Here is a 24,878-nt window from a genome sequence, read left to right as displayed (position 1 = left end):
TAATTTATTAGCTAGATAAACGAGAGTTATCGGTTGTTCTTGATGTTTCTGAATTCGATTCACTTGTTACAGTTTCCACTGTTTGACCTGATTTATTTAATGTAGTCAAAACAGTTTTATTGTAGAAACCTGTTTCTAACAGTTTACGCTCATCTAATGTTTTATTTTTGCGCAAGTCTGCTTTGTAATAAATGTTTGATTCTTCTTCTTTACCAGTTGCTAAAGGCATAGCGATAATATCGAATTGTTGCATTTGTTCTTTTTTATCTTCGCCCTGTGATTCAACGTTTAAGTCTGTTGGTTGTATTTGACATTTAGGGAAGTTAATAATAATCTTTTCACCATTTTCATCAATGATAGGGAATGCAAATCTAAAATATTTTTTAGTTCCTTTTCCACCCATACCATATACGCCATCAGCTAATTTCGTAGCACCCGAAACTTCTTCCTCAAAACCATCTGGAAGATAACCAGCGTCTAATGTAATAGTTGCTTTTGATGCCTTACCTAACACACTATGTAATGTACTAGATAAGTATATGTCTTTTGATTTATACTCAAGTTTCGTTTTTAATTTATCCAATGACGGTACTTCAAATACTTTCTCATCATAAACAGGTGCAGTTGTTGGTGTCTCTTCAGTTTTCATTACTTGGAAAAATCCATTACCAATACCTGTTAACAATGCTTTCTTTTCAAAAGTTGTTGCCATAAATATCAATCTCCTTCTATATACTTTTTAATATTATTTTGAAATTTGTCTTTACCTCTATCGAAAGCAGGTCTTAAATGTGGTTTAGGTGGTACGTATACTGTACCTGTCTTATACCTACGCTTTCGTTTACCATTACTTGATCGTGAAGTATGTCTTTTACCTTTTTTACGCCCAGTAGCATGAAAGCCAAACTCATGAAAAAACAAATGAAAATTAGGTCGATTTGACCAACCAATCTCAACACCATTAGAAACTCTTTCAATATCAATACCACTGACACCTTTACCAGTTTTATATAAGCCTAATCCACGTGCGATATTACGTGCATAGTCACGCATTTTGATGCCTTCTTGATACACCTTTTCATTTATATTATTAGCTCGTGATGAATATCGTTCTAAATCTTGTATAGCTTCATCAAAACCAAATACGTCACTCATCAAATAGATACCTCAATGATGTAATGAAAAATTGTATCATCTACTTCATCGTCGGTTTCAATGATTTCTATCCATTCAGTTGTATTTAAATTGGCTTTTTCTAATGCGTCTGAAATTGAATTAAGTATTAAGTCATCTTCAACGTCTCTAGGTATCTTGTCAAAATAACTTATTTGATACCGAACGTGTTTTAAATGCTTTTTATCCGATAAACGTATCGCTCTATGACTAACTACATTAGTAATGATTTTTGGTAATTCCATTTGATAAGAAAATCCGTGCGCCATATCTATATTTAAAGGTTGCAATGCTTCAAAAATTTTACTTTTAACGCTCATTATATATGCACCTCATATAAACTTAGTTCAATTTCATTTTTACTGTAATTTTCATAAATGCGTGAAATACCATATTCCCTACCATCAATTTCAACTTTCATACTAGGCTCCAAATATTTCATTCTAGGTATCGCAACTCTCATTACTACCATAGTATCGACTTGCATTGATCTATATTGTTCTTCAGAAGTAATACCTAACTTTCTATACCATGACTTAAAAACCATGTATGAAAAAGTACCAATGACTGTATGATATTTATCATACTTTGCTCTTTTTTCTCTAAACTCTAATATTCCGTCATTGTACGTTTGATTCATTTTTTTCATCTTGTTCACTTCTTTCAAAAAACAATTGCATCTGCAAGTCTGTGATTTCACGTGAGAAATTCTTTTCAAAATGTTCTAATACGTCATTATATGCATAACGTACACGCTCAAACACTAATTCTCTAGCTTGTGCATTTTCTTGAATATTAAAGTCACCACATGTATTTTGTAATTTAACAATAGATGCTTCAATCATTTCTTCTAAATTTCTATCACTTTCAGAATTAACAATATGCAAACGACTTTTTAATTTTTCTAAAACATCAATTGGAATATACATTACGTGAAATCACCTACCTTAATTTTTTATGATGATGTGTTTTTTCTACCAGTTGTTTTTGGAGTTGCAATGTTTAAGTCATAAACTAACGCTGCTTTGTTGTCTAATGGTAAACCATTCGCATATTGCTTAATGATATATAAACGTGCATCTTCCATTGCTAACGCCTCATCATAAGCTTGTAAACTTGCTTTGCCTCCTGCTCCAGCAACATATTGACCTTTTACAAAGAATAACGCCTTACCTTCTGTCATTACTTCCGATTCAACAATTTCAATGTTTCCAGGAATTACTGTCACATACGTTCCATTCGCAGTAAGTACTGTTGATGTTGCACTTACTGAAGCTGCATCTGATGGATTAAGTACAAGCGTAACTTTTCCATCTACTTTGCGTGATACACCTTTAGCATTTTTAGATAATGCTTTTTTAACTTCTTTAATTTCATTGACTACTGTTGCACCAGGTTCAAAAGTTAATGTTCCAGATGAAGTTTTGTCTGATACTCCACCATTTTCAGCTACATCTTTTGTTAATCCGATTGGTTGATGTTGTGTAGACCCTCCACCATTTAAGAAGCCTGTTTCTAACCCTGTAGCCATAACTTCACCTAATAATTTTTCCATGTAGTCGGCAATATACTTTGGCCCTAAATCAAGCATATCTTTTGGAATAGCACCAAATGCAGTTAATTTAAGAATGTCGAAACGTTTTTTACTAAATGCAGCATTGACTTGTCCTTTAATATCTCCAAACAAATCACCCCATACTGCAGCACCACTTGGATCAACAGTAATAATTTCAGTTACTGCTCCCATATTTGTTACACCAATAGCATTTAATAATGGGTGTTCTTTAACTAAGTTTTCAAATACTTTATCGATAAACGTCACTGGTAATACTTTTTCTTCTTTAAACAATCCGTCTTGTGCTACTTGGTTAAAATAACGCACTTCTTCAGATGTTAACGTTGACTGTCCACGTGATACGAGTACAGCATTGTCTGCAATTTGAGTATTAACATCGTTTTGAATTGTAGTTACTACATCATCAGATAATGCTTGTACATAGTCTGAAACAATTTCCTCTCTCTTTTCCTCACTTAATTCACTATTCGTTAATGATGCTACAAATGCTTTTTTTGCATTTACAAATTTTTCCGATTTATTAAACTTAATTGTCATATTAAAACCTCCAATATTTTAGTATTAAAAAAGAAGTGATTTAAGACGATTATCATTAACTGATTTGTCTTTCACTTCTTGATTTTTATCACTTTGATTTTGTAATTCTGAAATTTGAGTTTTTATTTCTTTAATCTCATTTTCAACATCTATCTTTTGAGAAATAGAATAATTGCTATTTAAATAACTTGTAATTTCTTTTTCTTCTTTGGTTTGCGTTTCATAAGAGTCTGCAAAACCTTTTTCAACCGCTTCAGATGCAGTAAACCATGTTTCATTGTTCAACATCTCCTTAATTTCATCAGTACTCAAACCGGTTTTTTCTTTGTATACATCAATGATAGAAGTATCAATCTTAGCTAAATACTCATGCACTTTTAACATTTCGTCTTTATTACCATATGTTATAGTTGAAGCGTTATGAATCATCATTGTAGAGCCCGTTCTCATGATAACTTCATCTGCACCCATTGCAATAATAGATGCTGCACTTGCAGCTAATGCAGTTACTTCGACAATTACATGTGCGTCTAAATCTTTTAGATAGTTATAAATTTCTAAACCATCGAATGCATTTCCACCTGGTGAGTTTAATTTAATTCTTATCGTCTTAGCTTCAACATTTTCTAACGCTTTTCTCACGTCAGTTGCACTCGTACCTTCGTAAAAATAGCCACCTTCACCAATTGCTCCAGAAATAATCAATACATGTTCATCTGATGTTTCTGACTTCATACTTGAAAAAGTATGTTCAATTTTGTTTAGCTTCATTAGTTAACACCCTCTTTCAACTGTTTTAAAGTTTGATAGTTTTTAGTAACTAAATGTTCATTCATTAACGGATCTTTACTTTCTTCAAAACCTAATTCTCTTCTGATTTCATTTCCAACAAATACACCACTAGCAATAAGCTTGTCTATTTGATTAGCAATTTCAAATATATTATCAAAGTTAATAGGTAAAGTATTAGCTATAATTTTTGAATCATTTAAATACTCTTCTTTATCAAACAATTTTGCATTTAGTTCAGTTACTATGAGATTTAATAATGGCTTAATTGTCATTCTAATAAATCGCTTTGTATTTTGTTCTACTTCAGCAATATCTCCCGTAAGTAACTGAATAGGAATACCAAATTTAGTAGCGCAATGATTTAGGAATTGTTTACCTACTTTTTCTACATCATCAACACTATTCGCAGCTTGTGATAAAGTTTGTTCTTTATATTGCAATCCTTCTTGTTCAGGTACAATCGCAAAAGACTTATTTTTAAAGTTGTCATATATACTTTCAATGAATTTATTTACCTTTTCCATTTTCTTTTTATCACTAGCCCACTTACTATCAATTTTTACAATTGAACGTACTTGAGATTTACGCATTTGAAACTCTATCAGTCGAGCAAACAAATCTCCATAATCACCGTATAAATCATTTAAAATCATTTCTGCATTTTCATTATTATATTTAATATGAATGACTTCATCAGATTTAAATGTTCTTGCATATTCAAAGTTACCAATTCTCACATGCTCATAAATATTTGAAACATGAGCATACTCATTCACATTAAAATCATCAGCTATTAGCAAATCTTCAATGTCATTTTGAATAATAAGTAATTCATTATCATATATAAGTTTATAGACTGCCTTTTGCCAAAATTGAGTGGCCGATTCATTCACGTTAGGTTTTACATTCAATTTGTAATACATTGAGTTTTTAGTGTATTTATTCTTATCCTTAACTTTGAATTCGACTTGACTAATTGTCTTTGATATAAGCTCTATACAACTATTAATGGCTAACCTTTTCATATGTGCTTTATTACTGACAGATGCAATTGAAAAACCTAATTCTTCAGCAGTTTTACGATTTGATTTAAATAAGTCATATAACAATCCCATTGTATTACCTCCTTTCTAAAAATGAAGTTCGTCTAAAAAGAAATCAACATCATCTGTTAATACTTCAGAAGCTTTATACAAAGCATGTATCATAGCTTGAAAACCGTCTGTTTTACGTCTATGTTCATCTTTTTTTAGATATTGAACATTACCGTCTTTCGTTACATTTTTATAAACATTAAACGTGTACCAATTCATTAAAGGATTTTTACCCCAATACAAATTATTATTAGCGAATAGCGATTCAACTCGTGGTGCTAGTAATCCATGAATTGCTGAAGGTTTTCTGATTGAATGTACATTAAAACCTTCTGCTTCTAACAGTGGCCTAATAATGTCTAACTTGTACATATCAGCAACTATAATTTCAATGTTGTATATTTCTCTCATCTCGACAAACCAGTTCACTACATGTCTTGGGTCAATAGTAGGTTCATCAACAATTGTTAATAGCCCTTTATCTGCCCACTCGTGAATTGGGGGTTTTAACTTTGCTTTTTCTAAATAATCTTTTCTAGCAAATGAATGTGTTTTCCAATAGTAATCATCGCCCTCCCGAAAAAGTAAACCAACAGCAGTAAAGTCACGAACAGAACCGAAATCTAAACCTCCTACACACGTTTTATGTAGGAGGTCAGGAATTTCTTTATTTGTTTTATATACTTCATCTGCAGTTGCTACTGATTCAGTTAAGTCTGTTTCAGGTAAATTCATTCTTTTGGCCATGAATTCAGCACGGTATTTTAGATTATTGTCTAGCTTTTGATGTTCTTTAATTACACGTTTATATAAATTTTTAGCGTATGGTGTCATCGGTTTAGAAAATTGAGGGTTTGCTTTTTCCCATGAATAAGGATCGTCTGCTTCTTTAACATCATCTATCTTACATAAGAAACAAAACATATGATCGTCTAACACTTCGCCTTTTAAAATCTTATTTGCTCTATCTAACATGTCATCAATCACACCACCACGAACATGTCCGTTTGAACCAATAAAAATTTCTCGTGGATTGTCTTTCTTACCTAATCCTGAACCAAAAACATTAATAATGTCATAACTTTCCATTCTATGAATTTCATCATAAATAACCATACCGTCTTTCAAACCATCTTTGCTACTAGGTGCTGAAGTATGATATTGCAACTTACTATTGGTCGCTTTTCCTGTAATTTCTTTTAAGTTTCTTCTGAAATAGTCATCTAAATTATTACGTTCTATGCAGTTATATATCTCCATAAATGATGTTTTAGCTTGTTTTTCAGTATTAGCTACAATAGAAATATCATATTCATCAACTGGGTTATAATCACTTAAGAAAAAATGAGACCAAACAGATACAAGTCCATTTTTACCTACCCCACGACCACCCATAATAAAAAATTGGTCATAAAAAATATCGTTATCTTCTTTATAATAAAGAAATAAGAAAGCACTTAAGAATTTCTGAAAATCATCTAATTCAAAGTAAAATTCTTTAGCAAAATTAATAAGATTTTCAATTTGTTCATCATTAAAATATAAATCATTTCTTGGAAAAATAAAGTCTTCCAAATAGTCTACAAGTTGTTTACGCTCCTCATTAAAAAGTATCTTCCCTTGCTTGTATTGATTAATATAATCAGTAACGTACTTATTTACTACTAGCAACTCTATCCCTCAAAGATAACGTTTTAGGTTTGTCGTTACTAGATTCTTTTTTAAATTTTGAGCGTTTGAAAATTGCATCTTCCAACATTAACAGTTCTTTATTTATCTTAATAATATCAGACATACTGGGGTGTGTTTTTATGTAATGCTGAGATGAATTATTTACATTAATTGTTAAACCTTCTTTATTAATTGCAGTAATCAGTTGCCTGTATTTCTTAACAAGTGCAATGTATCTCTCAATCTTCTCAATTACCAAAAAATCGGTATCATCAACTCTAGCTAACATACTCTCACGAATTTTTTTAGTAGAAACCGGCATTTTGGCACCTCCTTAAAATTGTAAAATTACTCTTACATTCGACAAAAACGACCCCGCACCCGCTCAAGAGAAAAAATAAAATATTAAATCACTCACTCCGGGGGGGATTGGGACAGTCTTAATTTTAATTATAAAAATAAAATTAATTTAAATTATATGTATAAATAAAACTATTAAAGTGTATGTGTCTATCACTTAACTAAAAACGAAAAAAATGAAAATTAAAAAATAAATTTTAAAATTCATTTCAACAATCAATCATACAAGTTAACTATATAATCTATATATCTAAGACGTCATACACATCTATGTATATCACTTACCATTGTTCATCATTCCATTGCTTACGACTTCCACCATACACACGACCATGAACCTTATTATGACAATCAATACATAAAGTAATTAAGTTATCAATGCTCAAAGCTAAATCAGGTCTAAGGTCAATAGGTTGTATATGATGTACGTTCTGCCCTTTAACTACTTTACCTTCTTGCTTACAATGTTGACATTCACGATTGTCACGTAAATAAGCTTTCATTCTTAATTGATTCCAATCAGTGCTATGATAGAACTTATTACGTTTATCCTTAGTATCTAACTCCAACATTGTTTAACCACCTCAAGTATTTAAGTTTATATAATTATTTACTAAATCAATTCTTCATGATCAATATCTAAAATTAATTTATCCTAACAAAATTTACTGGATAAATTTTTAAAACCAATGTTTATTTATCGTATTGTTTATTCAGTATAATTTTTACTATAGCTTTTTAATATCTATAAACTAACCCACCTCTATTTTTTCTAGGGTATACAAAAAACCACCAGACTATTTTATACACGGTATAAAAAATCTGATGGGTATATTTTTGTATGGGTATTATTTTTATTTATAGGTTTGTTTTAATTGTTGAGATAAAGACTTATATAAATTCTCTACGAATATATTTTTAGCGTTACCTATTTCATTAATCTTCTCACTTAAAATTTCAACACTTTCATCAGTAATATTTATGTCAGTTTCTGTTTCATTATTTGTGTACTCTCTAGCACTTTGCAATTTACTCATATAAGTATTTGCATCTAATAAACTAGTACTAGCATTCATTTTATTCATTATATCTTTTATAGATTCAACTTTAACTTTAGTAGTATTATTTAGATAACCGATATCATAAGAAATATTCAATAAGTATTGATACCGTTTTAAACTATCTGTTTCTAATGCTAAATTGTTTAAAGTATATATTAATTTATCTTGTTTTTGATTTATATCATCATTTAATTTTACAATATGTTTGTAAAGTAATTCGTATTCTTTAACTCTTTCATCTAACTCATTCTGCTTTTCAATGTAGTCGTTTTGTTGTTTATTCTGACGATGAGCTACGTATATAGCGATTCCTCCAGCTATTAATGAACCTATTAATGCACCTACTAATGTTCCAAAAAAAGTTAACCAATCACCTGGTTCTATTACTTTGCTTAAAGTCAACATATTATATAACCTCTCTTTATTTATAGTTATATTATATACTACACTATTTATTTAAATTTTAGAACGCCCGATTGTTCTATCGGACGCTCTTCGTGTAAGATAAAATAACTTTTCAAAGGAGGAACATACCATGAGAATCACAACAGCTTGAGATAGTCGTCGTTAAAACTATCTCACTAATGTATCATTCGTATAGCAAAAATTTATAAAAACAAATTACACTGCATCTCACTATTAATTTTATTAACTGCTCTCTTTAAATAACTTTGTGCAGCACTTTTACTAATGCTTAATAATCCTGCTACATCATTTAAACTTAACTGTTCACACTTGTGCATTAAGAAAACATCTAGCTCTTGCTTAGTTAATTTCATTAAAGCGTAGTAAGATTGATGATTAACATCGTGAATAAAATCACTGTATTCATCTTCACTCTGTTTTTGGTACATTGACTGATCAATCATCTTTTCAATTGTTTCAGGATTAACTAAATAGCATTGACGTTTATCTATCGCATTATAATTATTAGGCTCGTGTCCCTCTCTCAACCATTCAATCACATAATTAATATCACTTAATATCTGTCTATTTAATGCAAGTTCGTTAATGTCTACAACATCACACTGCATTAAACTTTTTATCCGTTTTAAAACTTTATTTTTACTTAATAGATACGACATTAACAAATCTAACATTAAAAGCACCTCTTTATTTTATACAGTGTAATAATACACTAAAATCTGGTATTTGTCTTATGTCATAAGACAATTTTCTGAGTAAAAAGACACCCAGCAAATCCTTTATTATCAAGGCTTTGAGTCAAATTTCAAGGCCATTTGTCTGTCTTATGTATTAATATTTTTCTTTTATATATATTATTATATATAGTAGTCTTTTTTATATAAGAAGTTAAAAACACATAAGACACATAAGACACTTTATGAAAATATAGATTTAACTGTTGATGAATAAGGCTTTGAAGGTGTCTTATGTGTGTCTTATTATATTAAATTTTGTCTTATGTACATAAGACATATATATGTTCTCTTATACCATTCACTCTAATTTGTTTTGATTCTACTTTTTTTAAACGACATACCTCTTTAGTAAAAACTGCTCTACTCACAGACTTGTATCCATATTCAACACAGTATTCACTATATTGTGTATAGATATCTTTAGTCGATTCATTCTCTAGTTTAGGTTCTTCATTATTAAGAAATGCTAAAACAGGATTGTTTCTTTCTTTGTATGCTTCTATTTCTGCAGTTACAGATTTAGGTTTGGTGAAGCGATTATTTTTTAACAATCGTTTTAATCCTCTTATAGCCATGACTAAACAATACTGTAATGAATCAGGACTTAGTAACTTATCAATAATGAATGGGTCGTAATCATCGTCTTTATTCGTGAATTTAGCTTTAAAAGGTACAATCATTAAACGTCGATTTAAACCGTCTGTTTTATCATCAATTCTTGGTACTTCATTCGCACTAAAAATAAGCTTTGAATAGTTACGTAAATCAAAAGGGTCTTTTCCCTTACGCTCAACAACTAATGTTTCACCTGTAGCTAGATTTTTCAGTTCTGCACTATCTTTAATAAAACCTTTTCCAATATCATCGCCTAGATTGACTAACTTACCGAATAATTCTGCTGTTTTAAAACGGCCGTTTAAATCTTTAAGTGCGACGCTTGATGTATTGGTATCGCCGACTAATGCACGTAAAATCTTCAAGAATGATGATTTACCATTACTTCCACCACCCGTTAATATGAAAAACTTACCATATTCATTACGTCTAAATAATGTGTAACCTAAAATCTCTTCAAATAAATTTCTTAATTCATGGTCATTTACTGCTAACTTATTAAATGTTTTATCAGTGATTTCATGATAGCTATTTTCAATATATGGAACGGGTATTTTATTTTTCACAATTATTTCAGGTGTGAATGGTTGCATCGAATTAGTATTTAAATCATATATTCCATTTGCAAGTGTTAAATAATTCACTGGTGATAATTCTTTTTGTTCAGTCTGTAGCTGTAAATAAGATAGCGTTTCTTGTCGTTGTATCTTTTTTAAACCAGGAATATGTTTAATCATTAATCTTTCTATATCGTCTTGTTTATCAGAATAATAACCGTCAATATAAATGTGCAAAATATCTGCTATTCTAATAATGTGATACTCATTAATAAGGTATTTAGCGAATAAATCATGTTGGAATTTACCATTAATAAAAAAAGATTCTTTTAAAAAAGCGTCATCACGTAAAACAATATCCAATTCTTTATCAGATATAGGTTCAAATAGCACATGTTTATTAATTAACCTTATTGTATTTCGTATTTCCTCCTTACTCATCGCTATTTGTTGTAATTTAAGAATGTAATTAAATAATGTTTGGTTTCGTCCGTCACCCTCTGCAAGTTCAGTGAAACCTGGATCTGTTTTAAATGACGCTTCTAACCATTTTGGCAACTCATCAATTTCAGTTTCATCAACACGTTTAAGCCATTTTCTAAACTCTCCATTAATTTTTAAAGGGTCGCAACTGTTTTTAATTCCTAACTTATAATCGCACATAATACCAATAGCTGAAAAATTCTTAGTTTTATTATTGGTCATGTTATAACCTTTGAAATAAAAATGCATACCATTGTCAGTTTCTAGAATATTACATTTAATTTGTTCATCTTCAATGATATTAAGTAATAACTGTGCTTCATTCATATCATCAACATCAACCATAATGTAATCTTCATCTAACACACCAACAAAACTTTTTAATGCTCTAGCTTGTTTATAGTCTAATAACACATCTTTATTATCTTTAAAAGTTGTAATAGTACGCTTGCCACTCGACTTTAAATAACCTTTATACATGAGTAAACCTCCTTTCATGAATGTCATTTCTAAGTTGTTTTGGGGTCTAAAATCTTATCAAGTACTATGTCAGTCTCTTTTTCAACTCTATCCAATACTTTTTGATAAAACATTAATAATTCATTAGTTTCATCAATAGTTAATTGATGATCTAAAGTATTATGAAGTTCTTTAAATTGTTCTGTGTAGTCATAATTAGTTTGATAAGTTTCGTCTTTACTCATATATTGATAAACCTTCTTTCTAAAATAAGGCTAGTTTTAACACTAGCCTTAAATTTCATGGATATTAATTAAATTTGTTCACTTTTTATTTATGGTTTTCACTCGCTTATTAATATATCCAATTGTGATAAAAACGAGTGCAAATAGGAATGTAAGTAATAATTCTAAATAGTTATAACCAATTGCAAATGAAACTGTAATTGCTAAAGAAACTATTAAAATAATCACATAAATATATGCTATGATGTTGTTCATTGTATTCAAAAATTGATAAAAACTTATTACACAAATTAATGTCGATACAATTAATATTAATTCTGTCATATTTTTACTCCTTTATTATTTTGTTTTCTGATATAATGTATATAATTTATTTAAAGGAAGTGACCTTACTAATGAGTACTACTATTAGAGATATTGTAAGAAAAAATTTTGAAAATGATAAAAGTACCTTATTAGTTACAGAAGATGGAAAAATTTATCCAGGTATTGATATCGTCTCAGAAAGCAGTGAATTCATAGTTATTTACCCAATTAGAAACTTAACTACAAAGCAAACTTTAATTTATACTAAAGACATTAAAAAGCTCGAAGCTATCGATATAGATTGAAAAACTTTACACCGTTATTACTTCAAATCTTCATCTTTAACAAAAGTTCCGTTTATCATCTTACCAGTACGACCTTTAATTTCTTCATAGGCGCACTGTAAACATTCTTCTAAACTCATATTATGTTGTTGGGCTAGAATAATTAATGTCACTACAGTATCGCCTATACCGTCTTTTAAGGCTTCTTTATCATTACGTGATAATGCTGCAGCAACTTCACCCGCTTCCTCATAAAATTTCAAAGCCTGTCTATCTGAATTGCCATTATTTAAACCTTTGTCAATACTCCATTGTTCTACATTTTTAATTAATTGGTTCATTTTCATTCTCCTTATATTTATAAATTGATATAATATTTTTACTAATATTTGAGAGGTGCATAATTTTGTCTAAATATACATTATCATTACCAATCACTGTTAATAATCAGGTTACAACTGAAGGAATTAAAATTGATATTAAATTGCCAAAATCATGTCCTTATTGCGAACAAGTTCAAACACCTTTTGTTAAATCATCTTCAGGTTTAGAAAAAAATAATGATTTATTTTCAGTTATATTTATTTGTAATGAATGTAAACAACATTTTTTAATGCAATACAAAAAACAAGATAGAAATCCTTTCAACTTAATTTATAATTCAGAACCAGTTGATATCTCATATAAGAGTTCAGATGAAAGGTATTCTCAAAATTTAAAAGAACATTCACCAGAATTTATTAAAATCATTTCACAATTAAATATTGCAGAAAAACATAATCTAAATTATTTATTAAAATTAGGTTATAGAAAAGCTATTGAACAACTAGTTTGGGATTATTTAATTGAATTTGAAAATAAAACTGAAAATTCTTTACAGAAGAAAACTTTTCCAGAAAGAATTAAATTGCTTAATTTCCCCCAAGCACAGTGGCTTTCTGATTTAATTGCGTGGATTGGTAATGATGGTGCTCACCCTTATCAAAGACATGAAAATCTTACTATAGAAGATATGAAACGTTTATCTGACATTGTTATAAAAAATATCGAATCATTAATTACCCAACATAAGTACGAGTCATATCATTCACAACACAAATAATTTACTGCTACTTATGAAATTCAATTGGTGAATTCAAATCTAAGCCTTTAGAAATAAATTCTATTGCCATAGATAATTGATGTTTACCAATTGAATCACTTTTATCATCTTCATCTAAATTACCTGTATTAAATTTATTAAGGTTAAAGTTTGCACTAATTAACAAATCTAATACTGTATAATCAAATTTTGTTTTTGAACAAACTTTTCTATCATATTCAAATTGAGTAAATAAATTAAACCGTTTTTTATATTCAGGTATTTCACATGGATTAATGAACATGATTAAATTGCTAAATGGTGTATCTTTAATCCCTTTTAATGAATATGAATGTAGATTTATTCGTTTTACTATGACTACTTCTTTTCCATATTTATCTAATAATTTAAATTCCATTTTTACATCACTTCCGTTTGTCAATGGCACGTTCTAAATACCATTTTGTTTTCTTTAAATCTTCCACACTATTTTTTAAAGTAGCTCTACTCACGTACTTAATAACATTGCCGATATAATACGCTAATGAGCTTTTATAATTTATAGTTACTTGATCAATAAAATATATCACTTATGGTTTTCCGTTATTGTAATGCATTGGGTGATTAACATTATCTCGTTTTAGTGACTTATGTTTATTAATTTAAATTAATCCTAAATACTTAATTGTAGTTGGCCAAACTGTTCACCTTTGAAGTCATTAATACGCTTCTTAGCAATTGCAATATACCATTCTTTATCTAAATGAGGGGGTGTTTTTTTCTGAGCAATATTTTTGTTATCAATAAAACATTTATTAGGTGTATAACCAATCTTCTCAGGTTTATCATTTTTAACTTTCATCAATGCTTTATCGCTGCTATCTTTAGAAGCAAACACTCTAAATACTCTTTCATTCATCACTTTATGACCATACAAAGCGTGTTTGTATTTCCCACTCACTTTAACTATCTTTTGAAATTGAATAAGTTCATCACATTCACGAATAGTTTTCTCAACGGGTATGTTTTTAATAAAGTAATTCACAACTGCTTTATTAACTATTGGTAAATCATTGTCTAGGTCATTTAGTTTCTTAACATAAGTTCCTTTTGATTTATAAATATTTTTTCTATCGTTAACCAAAATATAGTTATTTACATCTTTCTGAATAACATGTGTGAAATGGTCAAATTCAAGTTCCATGTGTGTGCGTTCTTCCCACTCAAAACAAATATCATCAATTAAATCAAAGTCATTTAAACTACTCATTTTAATTAAAATACCGTCTGTATTACTTTGAATAATTTCACAGTGTGCCTCTAATTTTTCTATTAAATCTAATAGCAATAGCATTCCTGCGATACAAACATTATTCGCTTGTCTTGGATCATACAACCCGTTATATTTATCTTTCATCGCACCATAAGTGCTATTAAGTACGATTTTAAAAGGTGCTTGTCTTTTATCTTTTTTAGCTTTCAATTCTAGGCGTTTATCTCGTATTTGACGGTACTTTTTCTTATTAGGTACATTTCTACTCAAGTAGTCGTATTCAATCATTAGAGCAGGATAATATGAAGCTACATCTACATTTAAAAAATAACCATTTGCAAAGTAATTCTTTCTTGCGCCATGTAATCCTCCCCATGCAAATTCATGAGTCACTCCAGCAATAGTTGTTTTTAGTGATTTATCATAATCTCTTGTAGTTTCATAAAATGTAACGACTTCTCTATACTTATTTATTTTCAAGTTATTAGGAATTGAGAATTCCATTTCATCATCACGATTCACTTTTGGTTGTTTAGCATCTAGTATTATTGCACTTAATTGAGCTTTTGTTTTACTAATATTTTTCATCGGTAAATCAAAAGTTTGTATTAAAGCAACATGTGATTGGAATTCTTCAAAACGTTTCATAAAAACTTGAATAGTTTGCTGTACATCGTGTTTACAATATTTAACAACTTCATTTAACTGTTCATGCGTAAGTTTCTTTCTAATATTAAAGTTAACTGTTGTTTCTCTAATATCATTGCCCATAAACCCCTCTAATTGTTTAAGGGAATGAAAACTAGTTTGAACATCATAATTTAGCAATTTAATTTTGTGTAACAGTCGTGAGAATTCCCAACCTTTTTTCTTTTGTACAATTATAAAATCGTTTATTTCTTTAGGATTAAAACCGGATAATATACCTTTTAATATCCATTGATCATAATCCCTGCTATTGTAACCAATCCAAAAATCGCCTTTATGAATTTTATAAAACTGTTCTAATTCTTCTTTATCGTTAATAATCACATGTGTTTCTTTAGTTTCTGAATCAATAATCACAACTAACCAATCGTATTTAAATACTTCAAAATCATAAAATAGTATTGTAATCACGCTCCTTTTATAGAGAAAGCCCGACGTTAATCGGGCTATTTCATTTTGATTACTCTACGTCAAAAACTTCAGTTATTTTATATTGTTGATATCCTTTTTTATCTGTAGTAATTTCTAGTGCAAATTCTGCTTCGACAAGTTCTTCAGCTAAATCTAGTACTAAATCATTGTATTGTTTGAAACCTTTAAAAAATACTCTACTCTCATCGTCTTCAGCTAAATCAAGTAAACTACGTAATAACACATTGTTTTTATGTACTTGGAAACCGATTGCCTTTTCATTCTTTGGTTGCATTACACCGTTATACCAAATCTTATTATCTGCGAATTCCCCTTCTAAAATTACAAATGTAATTGTTAACATTGGATCGCCATTTTTACTTGTTTTAAGTACCATATCTTCTAGAGCTACTTCATATTCGCCATCAGGAATATCAGGAAAATCATTCTTTTTAGCATCTTCCACTGCACTTTTAATTTCTTCACTATCTACTTGTTTATCAAATTTATCCCAGTTAATTGTTTCAGTCATAGTTAAATCATTCCTCTTCTAGTTGTTATTCTTTTTGAGTTTGTATAAATATTATTCGTAAGCCATAATGTCTTTGGGTGTGTTGTAAGTAAATTTGAGTGTAACTACAAAATATTCACCGTATTTGTTGGTTTTACTATCAATTTTTTGTGATGTTAAGTTACTTTTTTCTTCATCTCTAGCTTGTTCAATAATTCGTTCTGCTTCACTTCTAGTTGTTGCAAAATGTTGTTCAGTTGTGTTTAATTCCTTTTTCATTTCAATCACTCCAATTTATTATTCAGTTTTTTTACGTCTACTTCTACGAGTACGTTTTGGTTTTTCATCTAATGTTTCTTCTTTTTCTTCAGCTTTAGCTTCTTCTACTGCTTCTTTAGTTGATGATTTTCTTTTTCTTGCTTTTCTTTTAGGCTCTTCAATCACTTCTTCTTTATCGGTAATTGTTTCGCCTGGTGGTACTTCTTCAGTAATTTTAGTATCTTCTTTAATAGTTTGTTTTACTGATTTATCTTCTTTAATTTCTTCTTTTATTGGTTTAGTTTTAGCAGTGATTTTTGCATGTGATGCTTTTTGAGCATTTATTAATTCTTGAATAAATTCATCTTTACTTAATTCACATGTATCATTTAAGAAGTTAAATCGACCACCACCGAACACATTGCGTTGTTTAGATAGTTGAAGTAGTCTTACACCGTCACTATTCATAAATGCACGTATTGTTAAGTCTACTGTGCCTGTTGTAAAGTTGGCAGTTTTATCATCAATATTAGGTATAAAGTTTGTACGTACTGCCCCACCTTTTAGAGTTGTTTCTGATTTAACTTCTTTACTGATATAAATAATTTGGTAACCTAAATTTTTAAGTCGTTTGATAGCATTGTTAAATTCTGTTTTAACCATTGCCCAACCTTTACCATATCCACCGTCAGACTCGTGTTCCCACCCGTTCTTATCGAATACATAAATACGACAGTGTTCTCTTAAATCTTCAAATAAATCAATAGCTATTGCTTTAAAACCACTATCTTTATCTGTTTCTAGTTCACTTACTACATTTAAAAATTGTTCCCATGCAAATGTACGTTTAGTAATGCGTCCCTCTTTTACTACTTCATCTTTAATATTAATAACTGGCGATGTAGTATTATCTGTGTTTCCGTCAGTGTTTAAAAATAGCAAATCGTCAAATTGATCTACAAATGTTGATTTTCCTACATATGAATCTCCGTATATCCAAAAGTCAGGTCGTTCATCAATTTTCTTTTCTCGTCTTATATTTTTAGGTAATGTCATTATTAATTCTCCTTTATCATCTCTTAGTTGTTCTAAATACTCTGGTGCAAATCTAGGATTACATGCAAAACATTCATCGTTAGGGTTTTTAATCCAGTTAAAAGTTTTTTCTTGAATAGCTTCTTTAATTTCTCTACATTGATTTAAGAAGTAGATAATTTCCATTTCTTGAGGTTCTATTTTTAAACATGTAGTTTTAAGCTTTCTCATAGTTACATTTAATCTTTTTCTAAATTGTATTAAGTCTTCATCTTTCTTTTGTCTAATGCTTGTTTTAGGTAAGAATAAATAACCCATTGCTATAACGTTATATCCCTCTTGTTCAAGATAGTACTTATATATTTGTAATTGAGGTGATTCTTTATATTTTTCAATCGCATTACTGTATTTAAAGTCAATGATTGCAATATCATTCGTACCTTTTCTTTTTACGATTAAATCGACAAAACCAATAAATTCAGGTTTATTTATTTCATACTCATGTATAAATTCATAACCACCAGTGAAGCTAAAGCTGTTATTAAAATCACTTAACCATTCTTCAGCTTTTTCTAAATTATGTTCTAACTTAATGGCTTCATTAATCACATCATTAGTCACTAGTGGAAAAGCGTTATAAAACTCTTTCAGCATGGCTTTTTTACCTTTTTCAATTCCGGTGTGAAGTGCATGACCAACAATAAGTGGACTATTAGCTTCATAGTTTGGTAATTCTGTAAGCCTATCTATATATCGTAATTTGAAGTGATATGGACAACGTTTAAACAAATCAACTCTTGAATAACTGAATTGCATTAAAACCACGTCCTTTTCCATTCTTCAAAATCTTTCGGACGTAAAACATAAGCTTCTCCACCTGCTAACTTGATTTGTTTCATTCTCTCTTTTTGAATACCTCTCACAACACCAGTATTTGTTTTAAGTTCTATGCCATGAAATACACCATTAATACAAGCCAGTACATCAGGAATACCATTTACTGTAAACTTATTACCTGCCCAATATTTAACTGCAAACGCATTAGGATTATGCTTTAAAAATTGCATGACATCATTTTGAAACGCTGCTTCATTCTTATATGTTTTAGTCAATGGAACCACCTTCATAATCAAAGTTAAATGATGTAGAAGGTTTATTTAATGCTTTAATTAATGATTTCCATAAAGTAGATTTGCGTATAACTTTTTGAAAGAAGTCTTCACCATTTAGATATACATCTATTAATGTAAAATCTCTACAACCTAACCAAAGTTGATCACGGTTTCTATATAAAAGACGCAATGTATTTTGTATGTGTCCTTCCTCCATTGAGATAGGATCTAAAATTTCACCGTCTTTATTAATCCAATTTGTATTATTAAAAATATCTTCGGTATATCTTAAATTAAGATTTTCAATCATTCTCATTCCTCCTTAAATAGTTCATCGTTGTAATCTTTACCGTCTACTAAAGTTTGATAATTCTTCCATTCGTACGTGCCTAGCGTTAGCATATAATAATAAAAACACGGTCTCTCTTGTCCAATTCTATGTGTCCTTTTTCGACTTTGTTCAAAGAAAGAAACTCTGTTTGGTAATCCAAAAAAGATTATTTTGTTGGCTTTTTGTAAATTATGTCCAAAACTACCACTTTGATATTGGACTAACGTTATGCTGTTCTTTTTATTCTCATAGGCGTTTTTATCAACTAAATCACCATTAATATAAGATATTGGTTTGTTTAACTCTTTAGCTAAGTTACCAATAGCTTCTTTTTCTAAATTATATTGATAGAAAATAATCAACCTATCTTCAGTGCTTTCTAATAAATCTTTCAACATTGATAACTTATTTTGGTTAAATGCAGTACATAACAATCTAGCGTTCATAGTTCCTACTGACACTGTTTCTGCGATAAGCGTTCTATCTTCTAATTCAACAATGCCTTCACGAATAAATTCATCATATGCTTTAGTCTTTTTTGGTTTTAAGAAAATATTAGTTTGTTTTGGTAAATCAAAAACCTCTTCTGTTTTCATAAAAACACAACCGTAATTTCTTAATTTTCGCTTTAATCTATCTATATTTTTGTAGCCGATAATTTTATATTTCAGTTCTTTTTCGTCCCACTCTCTATATGTATAGTGAGATAGAAACATCTTCTCTTTTATCTTCCAACCTAATAAATTAATTTGAGTAAGTAATTCTTCATATTTACCATCAATCGGAGTACCACTTAAAAGAATAACGTTATTTGGTTTTAGTTCATTCATAATTAATTTAGTGCGTTGTGATTTAGGATTTTTAATATATTGAGACTCATCTAAAAGTAATGTGAAATTACGTATCTTTTTGAGTTCAGGTCTCACGATTGCTTTTTCATAGTTAATAATTAAAATTGAATTTTCTTCTATATACTCGAGCTTTTCTCTATCAAATAAAATCACTTTATAATCATCTGAATAATACTTTTTAAAATGTTGATACCAATCCTCTAGTTTAGATTTTTGGCAAATCACTAAATTATAGGGGGTATTTAATTCCCACAACTTTTCTGAGCCAACAAAGGTTTTACCTAATCCCATATCTAAGTAATACGCTACTCTATTAAATTGCTCAGTTTGTTCTAGTGCTTTTTCTTGGTGTTCAAATAATTTAATTTCCATGCTATTTGATTTCTGTTGTTTTCTCATTATCTTTTTCAAATATCATTTCTTTAACTCTGTTAATACTGTTTATAAATTCTTCTATAGTCATTGTTGCAATCCTCCAATGTTGTTATAATTTAGTTGGTTTTTTGTTTTATTAGACTGTTAAGCATTGCCGTGCTTAACGGTCTTTTTTATTTCTTGAAAGAAATAATTATCATATAAAAGAAAAGTTATGATAGATAGTAGTGCAGCAGTACCAATAGCAGTTGTGAAATATAATCCAATCAGTGCTAATAAAATTGACATGGTTACAAAAACCAAATTAGCAATGACGAATGAAATAAATGATTTGCTCATGATACCCTCACCTCCTTTAAAGAATTTACTTTTAATCTTCACAATAAATTTACATTGCCCATGTATAATTGCCTTATCGCTAATGCGACAAGAAGGAGTGTTAATGTGAACAAAAATTTTATTCTTAAATATCTAAATTTTGCTTCAGAAACTAAATCAGAGATACTTGTTACTGTTAATGGAGTTACTTACATTGGAAAACCATTAGATCCATCTACACTGAATGAGGTAATAAGATTTAAATCAACAAATTTTTCAAAGAAATTGAAAATAAGGATGACTATTTCTTTTTAGTTAATCCTGTATTAATTATTGGAAATCAAAATTATCACTTGAATGATGTAATATTAAAGTATGAATTCGTTGATTCAATAGCTCTTGTACCAGCTGAAGAAAAATAAATTTAAATTATTCAACCTCTTAAAAAGACTATTTTAAACAAGTATTCCTAATCTCATTGTGATTAGGTATACTTTATTGATGTTTAACGAGTTCTCGCTTTTATTTCTTCATCATAATCATTTAAAAACTTCTTCATTTTCTCTCTATGAAATAAATATTTTCCTTTTCCATCTTCATTAACAAACTGTGAAAACGGCTCTATTTTTCTTCTGAAATAATTATCTTGAATGATATTTTTGACTATCCAACCTTTTGTTTGTTGACAATATTCTGCTACTTCTTTTAATGTCATGTTCATTGGTTGATTATCTTTTAACTTTTCATATTCAAGCTTAGTAATAATCACATGTGTGTCTGGTACTGGAACAGTAATATTTAAAGTTTGCAGCATTTTAACACCACCTTTAAAAGTAATATAAAGTTATATAGATATTAAAAAAATATCTATATTTTGATCTGGTCTATCTCTACGTTAAATAATTTAGCTAAAGCGTATATAGTAACATTACTTATATTAGCACCTTCTTTCTCCCACTCCCCAACAGTTTTTCTTGATACGCCTAATTTATCAGCAACATCTTGTTGAAGCATATCATTCATAACTCTCCATTTTTTAATTGATAGTTGCTCTGGCATTTTAACCACCTCCTTTTGATGTACATAACTTTATATTACTTTTATGTGGTTGTCAACTCAAAATGTAATTTATTTTATCAAAATGTTAACAAAAGTGTTGTCACAATTAATAACATATGATAACTTAATATTACATTAAGTAATATTAAGGAGTTTTACTATGGGTACTAAAAGTGCTAGAAAAATTTTTTCTGAAAATCTTCAACGATTAATGAGAAATAAAAATGTGGACCAAAAAGAGTTAGCAGAAGCTATTGGAGTTACTCAACCAACAATTTCCAATTGGATTAAAGAAGTAAAGTATCCTAGAATTAAAAGAATACAAACATTAGCAGATTATTTTAACGTTCCAAAATCAGAATTAACAGAAGAAAATTTTGTAGTATCCAAAAATCAAATTGCTGCACATATTACACCTGATGTTACTGAAGATGAAATGAGAGAAATCATAAATTTCATTGAATACATAAAAAGCAAAAGAAATAGCGATAAATAAAGAGAACGCTAACTTACTAATAAATTAACCATTAGTATAAGTGCGTTCTCTTTTTTATATAAAAATTATGCATAATTTAAACTTTTATATAGGAGTTGATGTTATATATAAAAAATCAATATACAATTTCTAAAACTAAATAAGGAGTGAGAATTATGCATCAATATAAGGAGCTGATTGATGATATTAATGTTAAATATATAGAGATGCCTAATAAATTAGAATGTTTAATCTCGGGTAATGATTTATATATTAATGAATGCTTATCATCGTCTGCTTACATTAGAGAAACATCTGATTCTTATTATTCAAAAAGCAATGAATTAACTTCATTAATCCCTTTAAATCAAATAGAACATGCAGTTATCTCCCACGACTGCAATACCCTTCTTAAATTAAGTGAGTTTTTCAAACTTCCAACTACTTTTATTTTTCTAAACCTTTATTTCTACTCTATTAAATATTCTAATTTACCTTTTCTTAATATATTTCAAATCAAAAAAATGAATTTTAATCGAATAGATACTTAGGAGGATATTTTTATGCAACAAGAATCAACATCATGGTACAAACAAGAATGGTTTATTGTTTTAACTTTAATATTTATTTTCCCACTAGGTTTATTTGTAATGTGGCGATTTAGTAAATGGCCATCCATTGCAAAGACTATCGTAACAGTGGCAATAGTGGTTATAGCGTTATCTAGTACAACTTATATTGGCAACCTCAAAACAAATAATCATGAAACACAACCTATCGTAAAGACATATAATGAAACAGAAAATACAAACAGTACTTCTGTAAATGATAAAGACGAAGAGAATCATAAAGCCTCTGTTAAAGAAACAAATGGAAAATATCAAGAATGGTTTGATGACGTAACTAAAGGCGCAAAAGAAGAAGAATCTGCTACACGATTACAGAAAGCTGCTTTAGAAACTGCCAAATCTTACTCTGATGATTTAAATATGTCTAAAGAAAAAATATATGACATATTAACATCAGAAGTCGTTGAAAAGTTTACTAAAGAAGATGCAAAATTTGCTATAAATCATCTGAACGCTGATTATAACAAGAATGCACTAGAAACAGCTAAATCTTATGCTAAAGATATGCATATGTCTAATGATGCAATATACGATATATTAAAATCTCCAGACGGTGAAAAATTTACTGAATCTGAAGCGAAATATGCTATTGATCATTTAGATAATTAAGTATTGAGGGCGGTTGAATTTCCGCCCTATTTTAATAACATCAAGAAGAATAAACAACTAGAGAGGAACAACTAGAATGAGTGTAAAAAAAGCGAACGGTAAATGGTCGTATGATTTCCAATATGATAATAAAAGATATAGAAAACGTGGTTTTAAAACCAAAAAAGCAGCTATAGAGGCTGAAAGTGAATTATATTTAGATTTAACTAAAGGTGGTAATATTTCCTCAGACATATCTTTTTTAGATTACTTTAAAAACTGGATTAAAGTTAATAAAGAAAATCAAGTTACTCAATCAACTTTAAATCGCTATTATAATGCCTTAAATGTTTTTGATGAAAAATTCGGTAAAATATCAATAAAAGACGTATCACAATTACAATACAGAGAAATGTTAAAAGAATATGCTGAAGGTAAATTTATTGGTGGTAGAAAAGAAGGAAGGACAAAAGCAAGTGTAAGAAAACTTAATAATTGTTTTTCTCAAGCTTTTAAAGACGCATTAAATGAAAAATTGATATATAAAGATCCTACTTGGAATACTCCAATTTATGAGAAAAAGAAAACTAAACTTGAAGAAGATAAATTTATGAGTTTGAGAGAATACAAATTATTAAAACAACAATCTAAAACTAAAAATGAATTATCGTATCTATTCATTTACATGTTGATTGCTACTGGAGCACGCTTCAGTGAGATAAGAAATTTGAAAAGAAGTCACTTACATAAAGATAATAATACCGTTGACATACCTGGTACTAAAACCAAATCTGCTAAACGTACAATAAAAATAACATCGACAGATATGAATCACATTCTTAAAGTTATCAACTCTAGAACTATTGATTTTGAAAATGGATATATATTTCATACTGGAGTTACATTAATAACCAATAAAGCAGTAACAACTACAATGAAAAATATTTTATCTATAAACAAATTATTAAGTCATTATACACTACATTCATTAAGACACACACATGCGTCTATGTTACTTGCTAAAGGTTTTAGTATTCAGTATGTAAGTAAAAGATTAGGACACTCGAATATAGAAATTACATGGCGTGTATATAGTCATTTATTAGAAGAATTAAAAGATAAAGAAGATGAAAGTTTAGACTTTAAACTAACGTCGTTCTAAGGATTGGATGAATAAGCCGACAACTAAGTCGACAACTTTAAGTGAAATTTCAAATGTTGTCGGTCTCGTTGACATTTTAATTTAAAACAGACTTTTACAGATTTCTACCAAAATAAAAAAGAACGTTGATTTAACAACGTTCTAACGTAATTCAGTAAAACAAAAGTTTACTAAATTTTACTATTTTACGGAAACGGAGGGATTCGAACCCTCGCGCCGCTCTCGCGACCTACACCCTTAGCAGGGGCGCCTCTTCAGCCAACTTGAGTACGTTTCCATATGGCTCCGCAGGTAGGATTCGAACCTACGACCGATCGGTTAACAG

At 29.2% G+C, this 24,878-nt stretch carries 33 protein-coding genes and 1 tRNA gene; 5 read left to right on the top strand and 29 right to left on the bottom strand.

What is annotated here, in order from left to right; translation table 11 throughout:
* Nucleotides 1-7: 7 nt before the first annotated feature.
* The 15 genes from ACGFMM_RS34900 to ACGFMM_RS34830 form a co-directional block, all read right to left on the bottom strand.
* Entirely contained in the window at nucleotides 8-712 is a 705-nt protein-coding gene (locus ACGFMM_RS34900) for a hypothetical protein (protein ID WP_002484613.1), read from the bottom strand.
* Nucleotides 713-717: 5 nt separating this feature from the next.
* Nucleotides 718-1,155: a hypothetical protein gene (locus ACGFMM_RS34895; protein ID WP_002501727.1), complete on the bottom strand. Its 438-nt coding sequence runs from the start codon at nucleotides 1,153-1,155 to the stop codon at nucleotides 718-720.
* Nucleotides 1,155-1,493 (bottom strand): hypothetical protein, encoded by a 339-nt coding sequence (locus ACGFMM_RS34890; RefSeq protein WP_002501726.1) that lies wholly within the window; start codon nucleotides 1,491-1,493, stop codon nucleotides 1,155-1,157. Before ACGFMM_RS34890 ends, ACGFMM_RS34895 begins: the two co-directional genes overlap by 1 nt.
* The gene (locus ACGFMM_RS34885; RefSeq protein WP_393650512.1) at nucleotides 1,493-1,813 is read right to left on the bottom strand and encodes a phage head closure protein; all 321 of its coding nucleotides are present in this window, start codon (nucleotides 1,811-1,813) and stop codon (nucleotides 1,493-1,495) included. The genes ACGFMM_RS34890 and ACGFMM_RS34885 overlap by 1 nt, the downstream gene beginning before the upstream one ends.
* The gene (locus ACGFMM_RS34880; RefSeq protein ID WP_002484579.1) at nucleotides 1,794-2,102 is read right to left on the bottom strand and encodes a phage head-tail connector protein; all 309 of its coding nucleotides are present in this window, start codon (nucleotides 2,100-2,102) and stop codon (nucleotides 1,794-1,796) included. The genes ACGFMM_RS34885 and ACGFMM_RS34880 overlap by 20 nt, the downstream gene beginning before the upstream one ends.
* Before the next feature lie 26 nt (nucleotides 2,103-2,128).
* Nucleotides 2,129-3,286: a phage major capsid protein gene (locus ACGFMM_RS34875; protein WP_002501724.1), complete on the bottom strand. Its 1,158-nt coding sequence runs from the start codon at nucleotides 3,284-3,286 to the stop codon at nucleotides 2,129-2,131.
* A 24-nt stretch (nucleotides 3,287-3,310) separates the two neighbouring features.
* Complete coding sequence (locus tag ACGFMM_RS34870; protein ID WP_393650511.1) at nucleotides 3,311-4,021, bottom strand: head maturation protease, ClpP-related; 711 nt, start codon at nucleotides 4,019-4,021, stop codon at nucleotides 3,311-3,313.
* Nucleotides 4,022-4,056: 35 nt separating this feature from the next.
* Nucleotides 4,057-5,193 carry a phage portal protein gene (locus tag ACGFMM_RS34865; protein ID WP_002501722.1) on the bottom strand — a complete coding sequence of 379 codons (1,137 nt, stop codon included), beginning with the start codon at nucleotides 5,191-5,193 and terminating at the stop codon, nucleotides 4,057-4,059.
* 15 nt (nucleotides 5,194-5,208) lie between these two features.
* Nucleotides 5,209-6,843, bottom strand: a complete 1,635-nt coding sequence (locus ACGFMM_RS34860) for a terminase TerL endonuclease subunit (RefSeq protein ID WP_002501721.1) — start codon at nucleotides 6,841-6,843, stop codon at nucleotides 5,209-5,211.
* Nucleotides 6,827-7,165, bottom strand: a complete 339-nt coding sequence (locus tag ACGFMM_RS34855) for a hypothetical protein (RefSeq protein ID WP_002501720.1) — start codon at nucleotides 7,163-7,165, stop codon at nucleotides 6,827-6,829. Before ACGFMM_RS34855 ends, ACGFMM_RS34860 begins: the two co-directional genes overlap by 17 nt.
* Nucleotides 7,166-7,484: 319 nt before the next feature.
* Nucleotides 7,485-7,775 (bottom strand): HNH endonuclease, encoded by a 291-nt coding sequence (locus tag ACGFMM_RS34850; protein ID WP_002501719.1) that lies wholly within the window; start codon nucleotides 7,773-7,775, stop codon nucleotides 7,485-7,487.
* A 282-nt stretch (nucleotides 7,776-8,057) separates the two neighbouring features.
* Complete coding sequence (locus tag ACGFMM_RS34845) at nucleotides 8,058-8,669, bottom strand: hypothetical protein (RefSeq protein WP_002501718.1); 612 nt, start codon at nucleotides 8,667-8,669, stop codon at nucleotides 8,058-8,060.
* A gap of 203 nt (nucleotides 8,670-8,872) precedes the next feature.
* Nucleotides 8,873-9,364: a sigma factor-like helix-turn-helix DNA-binding protein gene (locus tag ACGFMM_RS34840; RefSeq protein ID WP_002501717.1), complete on the bottom strand. Its 492-nt coding sequence runs from the start codon at nucleotides 9,362-9,364 to the stop codon at nucleotides 8,873-8,875.
* A gap of 323 nt (nucleotides 9,365-9,687) precedes the next feature.
* Nucleotides 9,688-11,589, bottom strand: a complete 1,902-nt coding sequence (locus tag ACGFMM_RS34835) for a phage/plasmid primase, P4 family (RefSeq protein WP_393650510.1) — start codon at nucleotides 11,587-11,589, stop codon at nucleotides 9,688-9,690.
* Nucleotides 11,590-11,591: 2 nt separating this feature from the next.
* On the bottom strand, nucleotides 11,592-11,786 hold the full coding sequence (locus tag ACGFMM_RS34830) for a hypothetical protein (protein ID WP_002501715.1): 195 nt from the start codon (nucleotides 11,784-11,786) through the stop codon (nucleotides 11,592-11,594).
* A 383-nt stretch (nucleotides 11,787-12,169) separates the two neighbouring features.
* Here ACGFMM_RS34830 and ACGFMM_RS34825 point away from each other — a divergent pair, with 383 nt between their 5' ends.
* Nucleotides 12,170-12,397: a hypothetical protein gene (locus ACGFMM_RS34825; protein WP_393650509.1), complete on the top strand. Its 228-nt coding sequence runs from the start codon at nucleotides 12,170-12,172 to the stop codon at nucleotides 12,395-12,397.
* Between the two features lie 17 nt (nucleotides 12,398-12,414).
* Here ACGFMM_RS34825 and ACGFMM_RS34820 read toward each other — a convergent pair whose 3' ends face one another.
* A complete protein-coding gene (locus ACGFMM_RS34820) occupies nucleotides 12,415-12,717 on the bottom strand; it encodes a MazG-like family protein (protein ID WP_002501713.1) in 303 nt (100 codons plus the stop codon).
* Nucleotides 12,718-12,782: 65 nt separating this feature from the next.
* Here ACGFMM_RS34820 and ACGFMM_RS34815 point away from each other — a divergent pair, with 65 nt between their 5' ends.
* A complete protein-coding gene (locus ACGFMM_RS34815; RefSeq protein ID WP_002501712.1) occupies nucleotides 12,783-13,478 on the top strand; it encodes a hypothetical protein in 696 nt (231 codons plus the stop codon).
* Between the two features lie 7 nt (nucleotides 13,479-13,485).
* Here the strand turns inward: ACGFMM_RS34815 and ACGFMM_RS34810 are convergent, their stop codons facing one another.
* From ACGFMM_RS34810 to ACGFMM_RS34755, 12 genes are all read right to left on the bottom strand, one after another.
* The gene (locus ACGFMM_RS34810) at nucleotides 13,486-13,905 is read right to left on the bottom strand and encodes a hypothetical protein (protein WP_256277748.1); all 420 of its coding nucleotides are present in this window, start codon (nucleotides 13,903-13,905) and stop codon (nucleotides 13,486-13,488) included.
* Nucleotides 13,883-14,047 (bottom strand): DUF3310 domain-containing protein, encoded by a 165-nt coding sequence (locus ACGFMM_RS34805; protein ID WP_002486494.1) that lies wholly within the window; start codon nucleotides 14,045-14,047, stop codon nucleotides 13,883-13,885. Before ACGFMM_RS34805 ends, ACGFMM_RS34810 begins: the two co-directional genes overlap by 23 nt.
* Before the next feature lie 83 nt (nucleotides 14,048-14,130).
* Complete coding sequence (locus ACGFMM_RS34800) at nucleotides 14,131-15,849, bottom strand: hypothetical protein (protein WP_002501710.1); 1,719 nt, start codon at nucleotides 15,847-15,849, stop codon at nucleotides 14,131-14,133.
* Between the two features lie 49 nt (nucleotides 15,850-15,898).
* On the bottom strand, nucleotides 15,899-16,381 hold the full coding sequence (locus ACGFMM_RS34795; RefSeq protein WP_002501709.1) for a DUF669 domain-containing protein: 483 nt from the start codon (nucleotides 16,379-16,381) through the stop codon (nucleotides 15,899-15,901).
* Nucleotides 16,382-16,432: 51 nt separating this feature from the next.
* Nucleotides 16,433-16,648 (bottom strand): hypothetical protein, encoded by a 216-nt coding sequence (locus tag ACGFMM_RS34790; protein WP_393650508.1) that lies wholly within the window; start codon nucleotides 16,646-16,648, stop codon nucleotides 16,433-16,435.
* Nucleotides 16,649-16,657: 9 nt separating this feature from the next.
* Nucleotides 16,658-18,490, bottom strand: coding sequence for an AAA family ATPase (locus tag ACGFMM_RS34785; RefSeq protein ID WP_237638260.1), 1,833 nt, complete (start codon nucleotides 18,488-18,490; stop codon nucleotides 16,658-16,660).
* Nucleotides 18,469-18,765 carry a hypothetical protein gene (locus ACGFMM_RS34780; protein WP_002484599.1) on the bottom strand — a complete coding sequence of 99 codons (297 nt, stop codon included), beginning with the start codon at nucleotides 18,763-18,765 and terminating at the stop codon, nucleotides 18,469-18,471. The genes ACGFMM_RS34785 and ACGFMM_RS34780 overlap by 22 nt, the downstream gene beginning before the upstream one ends.
* A complete protein-coding gene (locus ACGFMM_RS34775) occupies nucleotides 18,758-19,081 on the bottom strand; it encodes a hypothetical protein (RefSeq protein ID WP_393650507.1) in 324 nt (107 codons plus the stop codon). The genes ACGFMM_RS34780 and ACGFMM_RS34775 overlap by 8 nt, the downstream gene beginning before the upstream one ends.
* The gene (locus tag ACGFMM_RS34770; RefSeq protein ID WP_393650506.1) at nucleotides 19,078-20,358 is read right to left on the bottom strand and encodes an SNF2-related protein; all 1,281 of its coding nucleotides are present in this window, start codon (nucleotides 20,356-20,358) and stop codon (nucleotides 19,078-19,080) included. Before ACGFMM_RS34770 ends, ACGFMM_RS34775 begins: the two co-directional genes overlap by 4 nt.
* A 108-nt stretch (nucleotides 20,359-20,466) precedes the next feature.
* Nucleotides 20,467-20,661 carry a DUF1270 family protein gene (locus ACGFMM_RS34765; RefSeq protein WP_002491611.1) on the bottom strand — a complete coding sequence of 65 codons (195 nt, stop codon included), beginning with the start codon at nucleotides 20,659-20,661 and terminating at the stop codon, nucleotides 20,467-20,469.
* Nucleotides 20,662-21,145: 484 nt separating this feature from the next.
* Nucleotides 21,146-21,454 (bottom strand): DUF771 domain-containing protein, encoded by a 309-nt coding sequence (locus tag ACGFMM_RS34760; protein ID WP_002501703.1) that lies wholly within the window; start codon nucleotides 21,452-21,454, stop codon nucleotides 21,146-21,148.
* A 53-nt stretch (nucleotides 21,455-21,507) separates the two neighbouring features.
* Nucleotides 21,508-21,699 carry a helix-turn-helix transcriptional regulator gene (locus ACGFMM_RS34755; RefSeq protein ID WP_002501702.1) on the bottom strand — a complete coding sequence of 64 codons (192 nt, stop codon included), beginning with the start codon at nucleotides 21,697-21,699 and terminating at the stop codon, nucleotides 21,508-21,510.
* Between the two features lie 160 nt (nucleotides 21,700-21,859).
* On the opposite strand from ACGFMM_RS34755, the gene ACGFMM_RS34750 reads away from it, so the two are divergent.
* The 3 genes from ACGFMM_RS34750 (at nucleotide 21,860) to ACGFMM_RS34740 (ending at nucleotide 24,553) form a co-directional block, all read left to right on the top strand.
* Nucleotides 21,860-22,195 (top strand): helix-turn-helix domain-containing protein, encoded by a 336-nt coding sequence (locus tag ACGFMM_RS34750; RefSeq protein WP_002446811.1) that lies wholly within the window; start codon nucleotides 21,860-21,862, stop codon nucleotides 22,193-22,195.
* Nucleotides 22,196-22,737: 542 nt separating this feature from the next.
* Entirely contained in the window at nucleotides 22,738-23,412 is a 675-nt protein-coding gene (locus ACGFMM_RS34745) for an Ltp family lipoprotein (protein WP_049392317.1), read from the top strand.
* Between the two features lie 76 nt (nucleotides 23,413-23,488).
* Complete coding sequence (locus tag ACGFMM_RS34740) at nucleotides 23,489-24,553, top strand: site-specific integrase (RefSeq protein ID WP_002491600.1); 1,065 nt, start codon at nucleotides 23,489-23,491, stop codon at nucleotides 24,551-24,553.
* Between the two features lie 188 nt (nucleotides 24,554-24,741).
* Here the strand turns inward: ACGFMM_RS34740 and ACGFMM_RS34735 are convergent.
* A tRNA-Ser gene (locus ACGFMM_RS34735) sits at nucleotides 24,742-24,830 on the bottom strand.
* Nucleotides 24,831-24,878 lie beyond the last annotated feature (48 nt).

The sequence above is a fragment of the Streptomyces sp. NPDC048604 genome, assembly GCF_043199435.1.
Taxonomy (GTDB): Bacteria; Actinomycetota; Actinomycetes; order Streptomycetales; family Streptomycetaceae; genus Streptomyces.
This window is presented reverse-complemented; position numbering and strand designations above follow the sequence as displayed.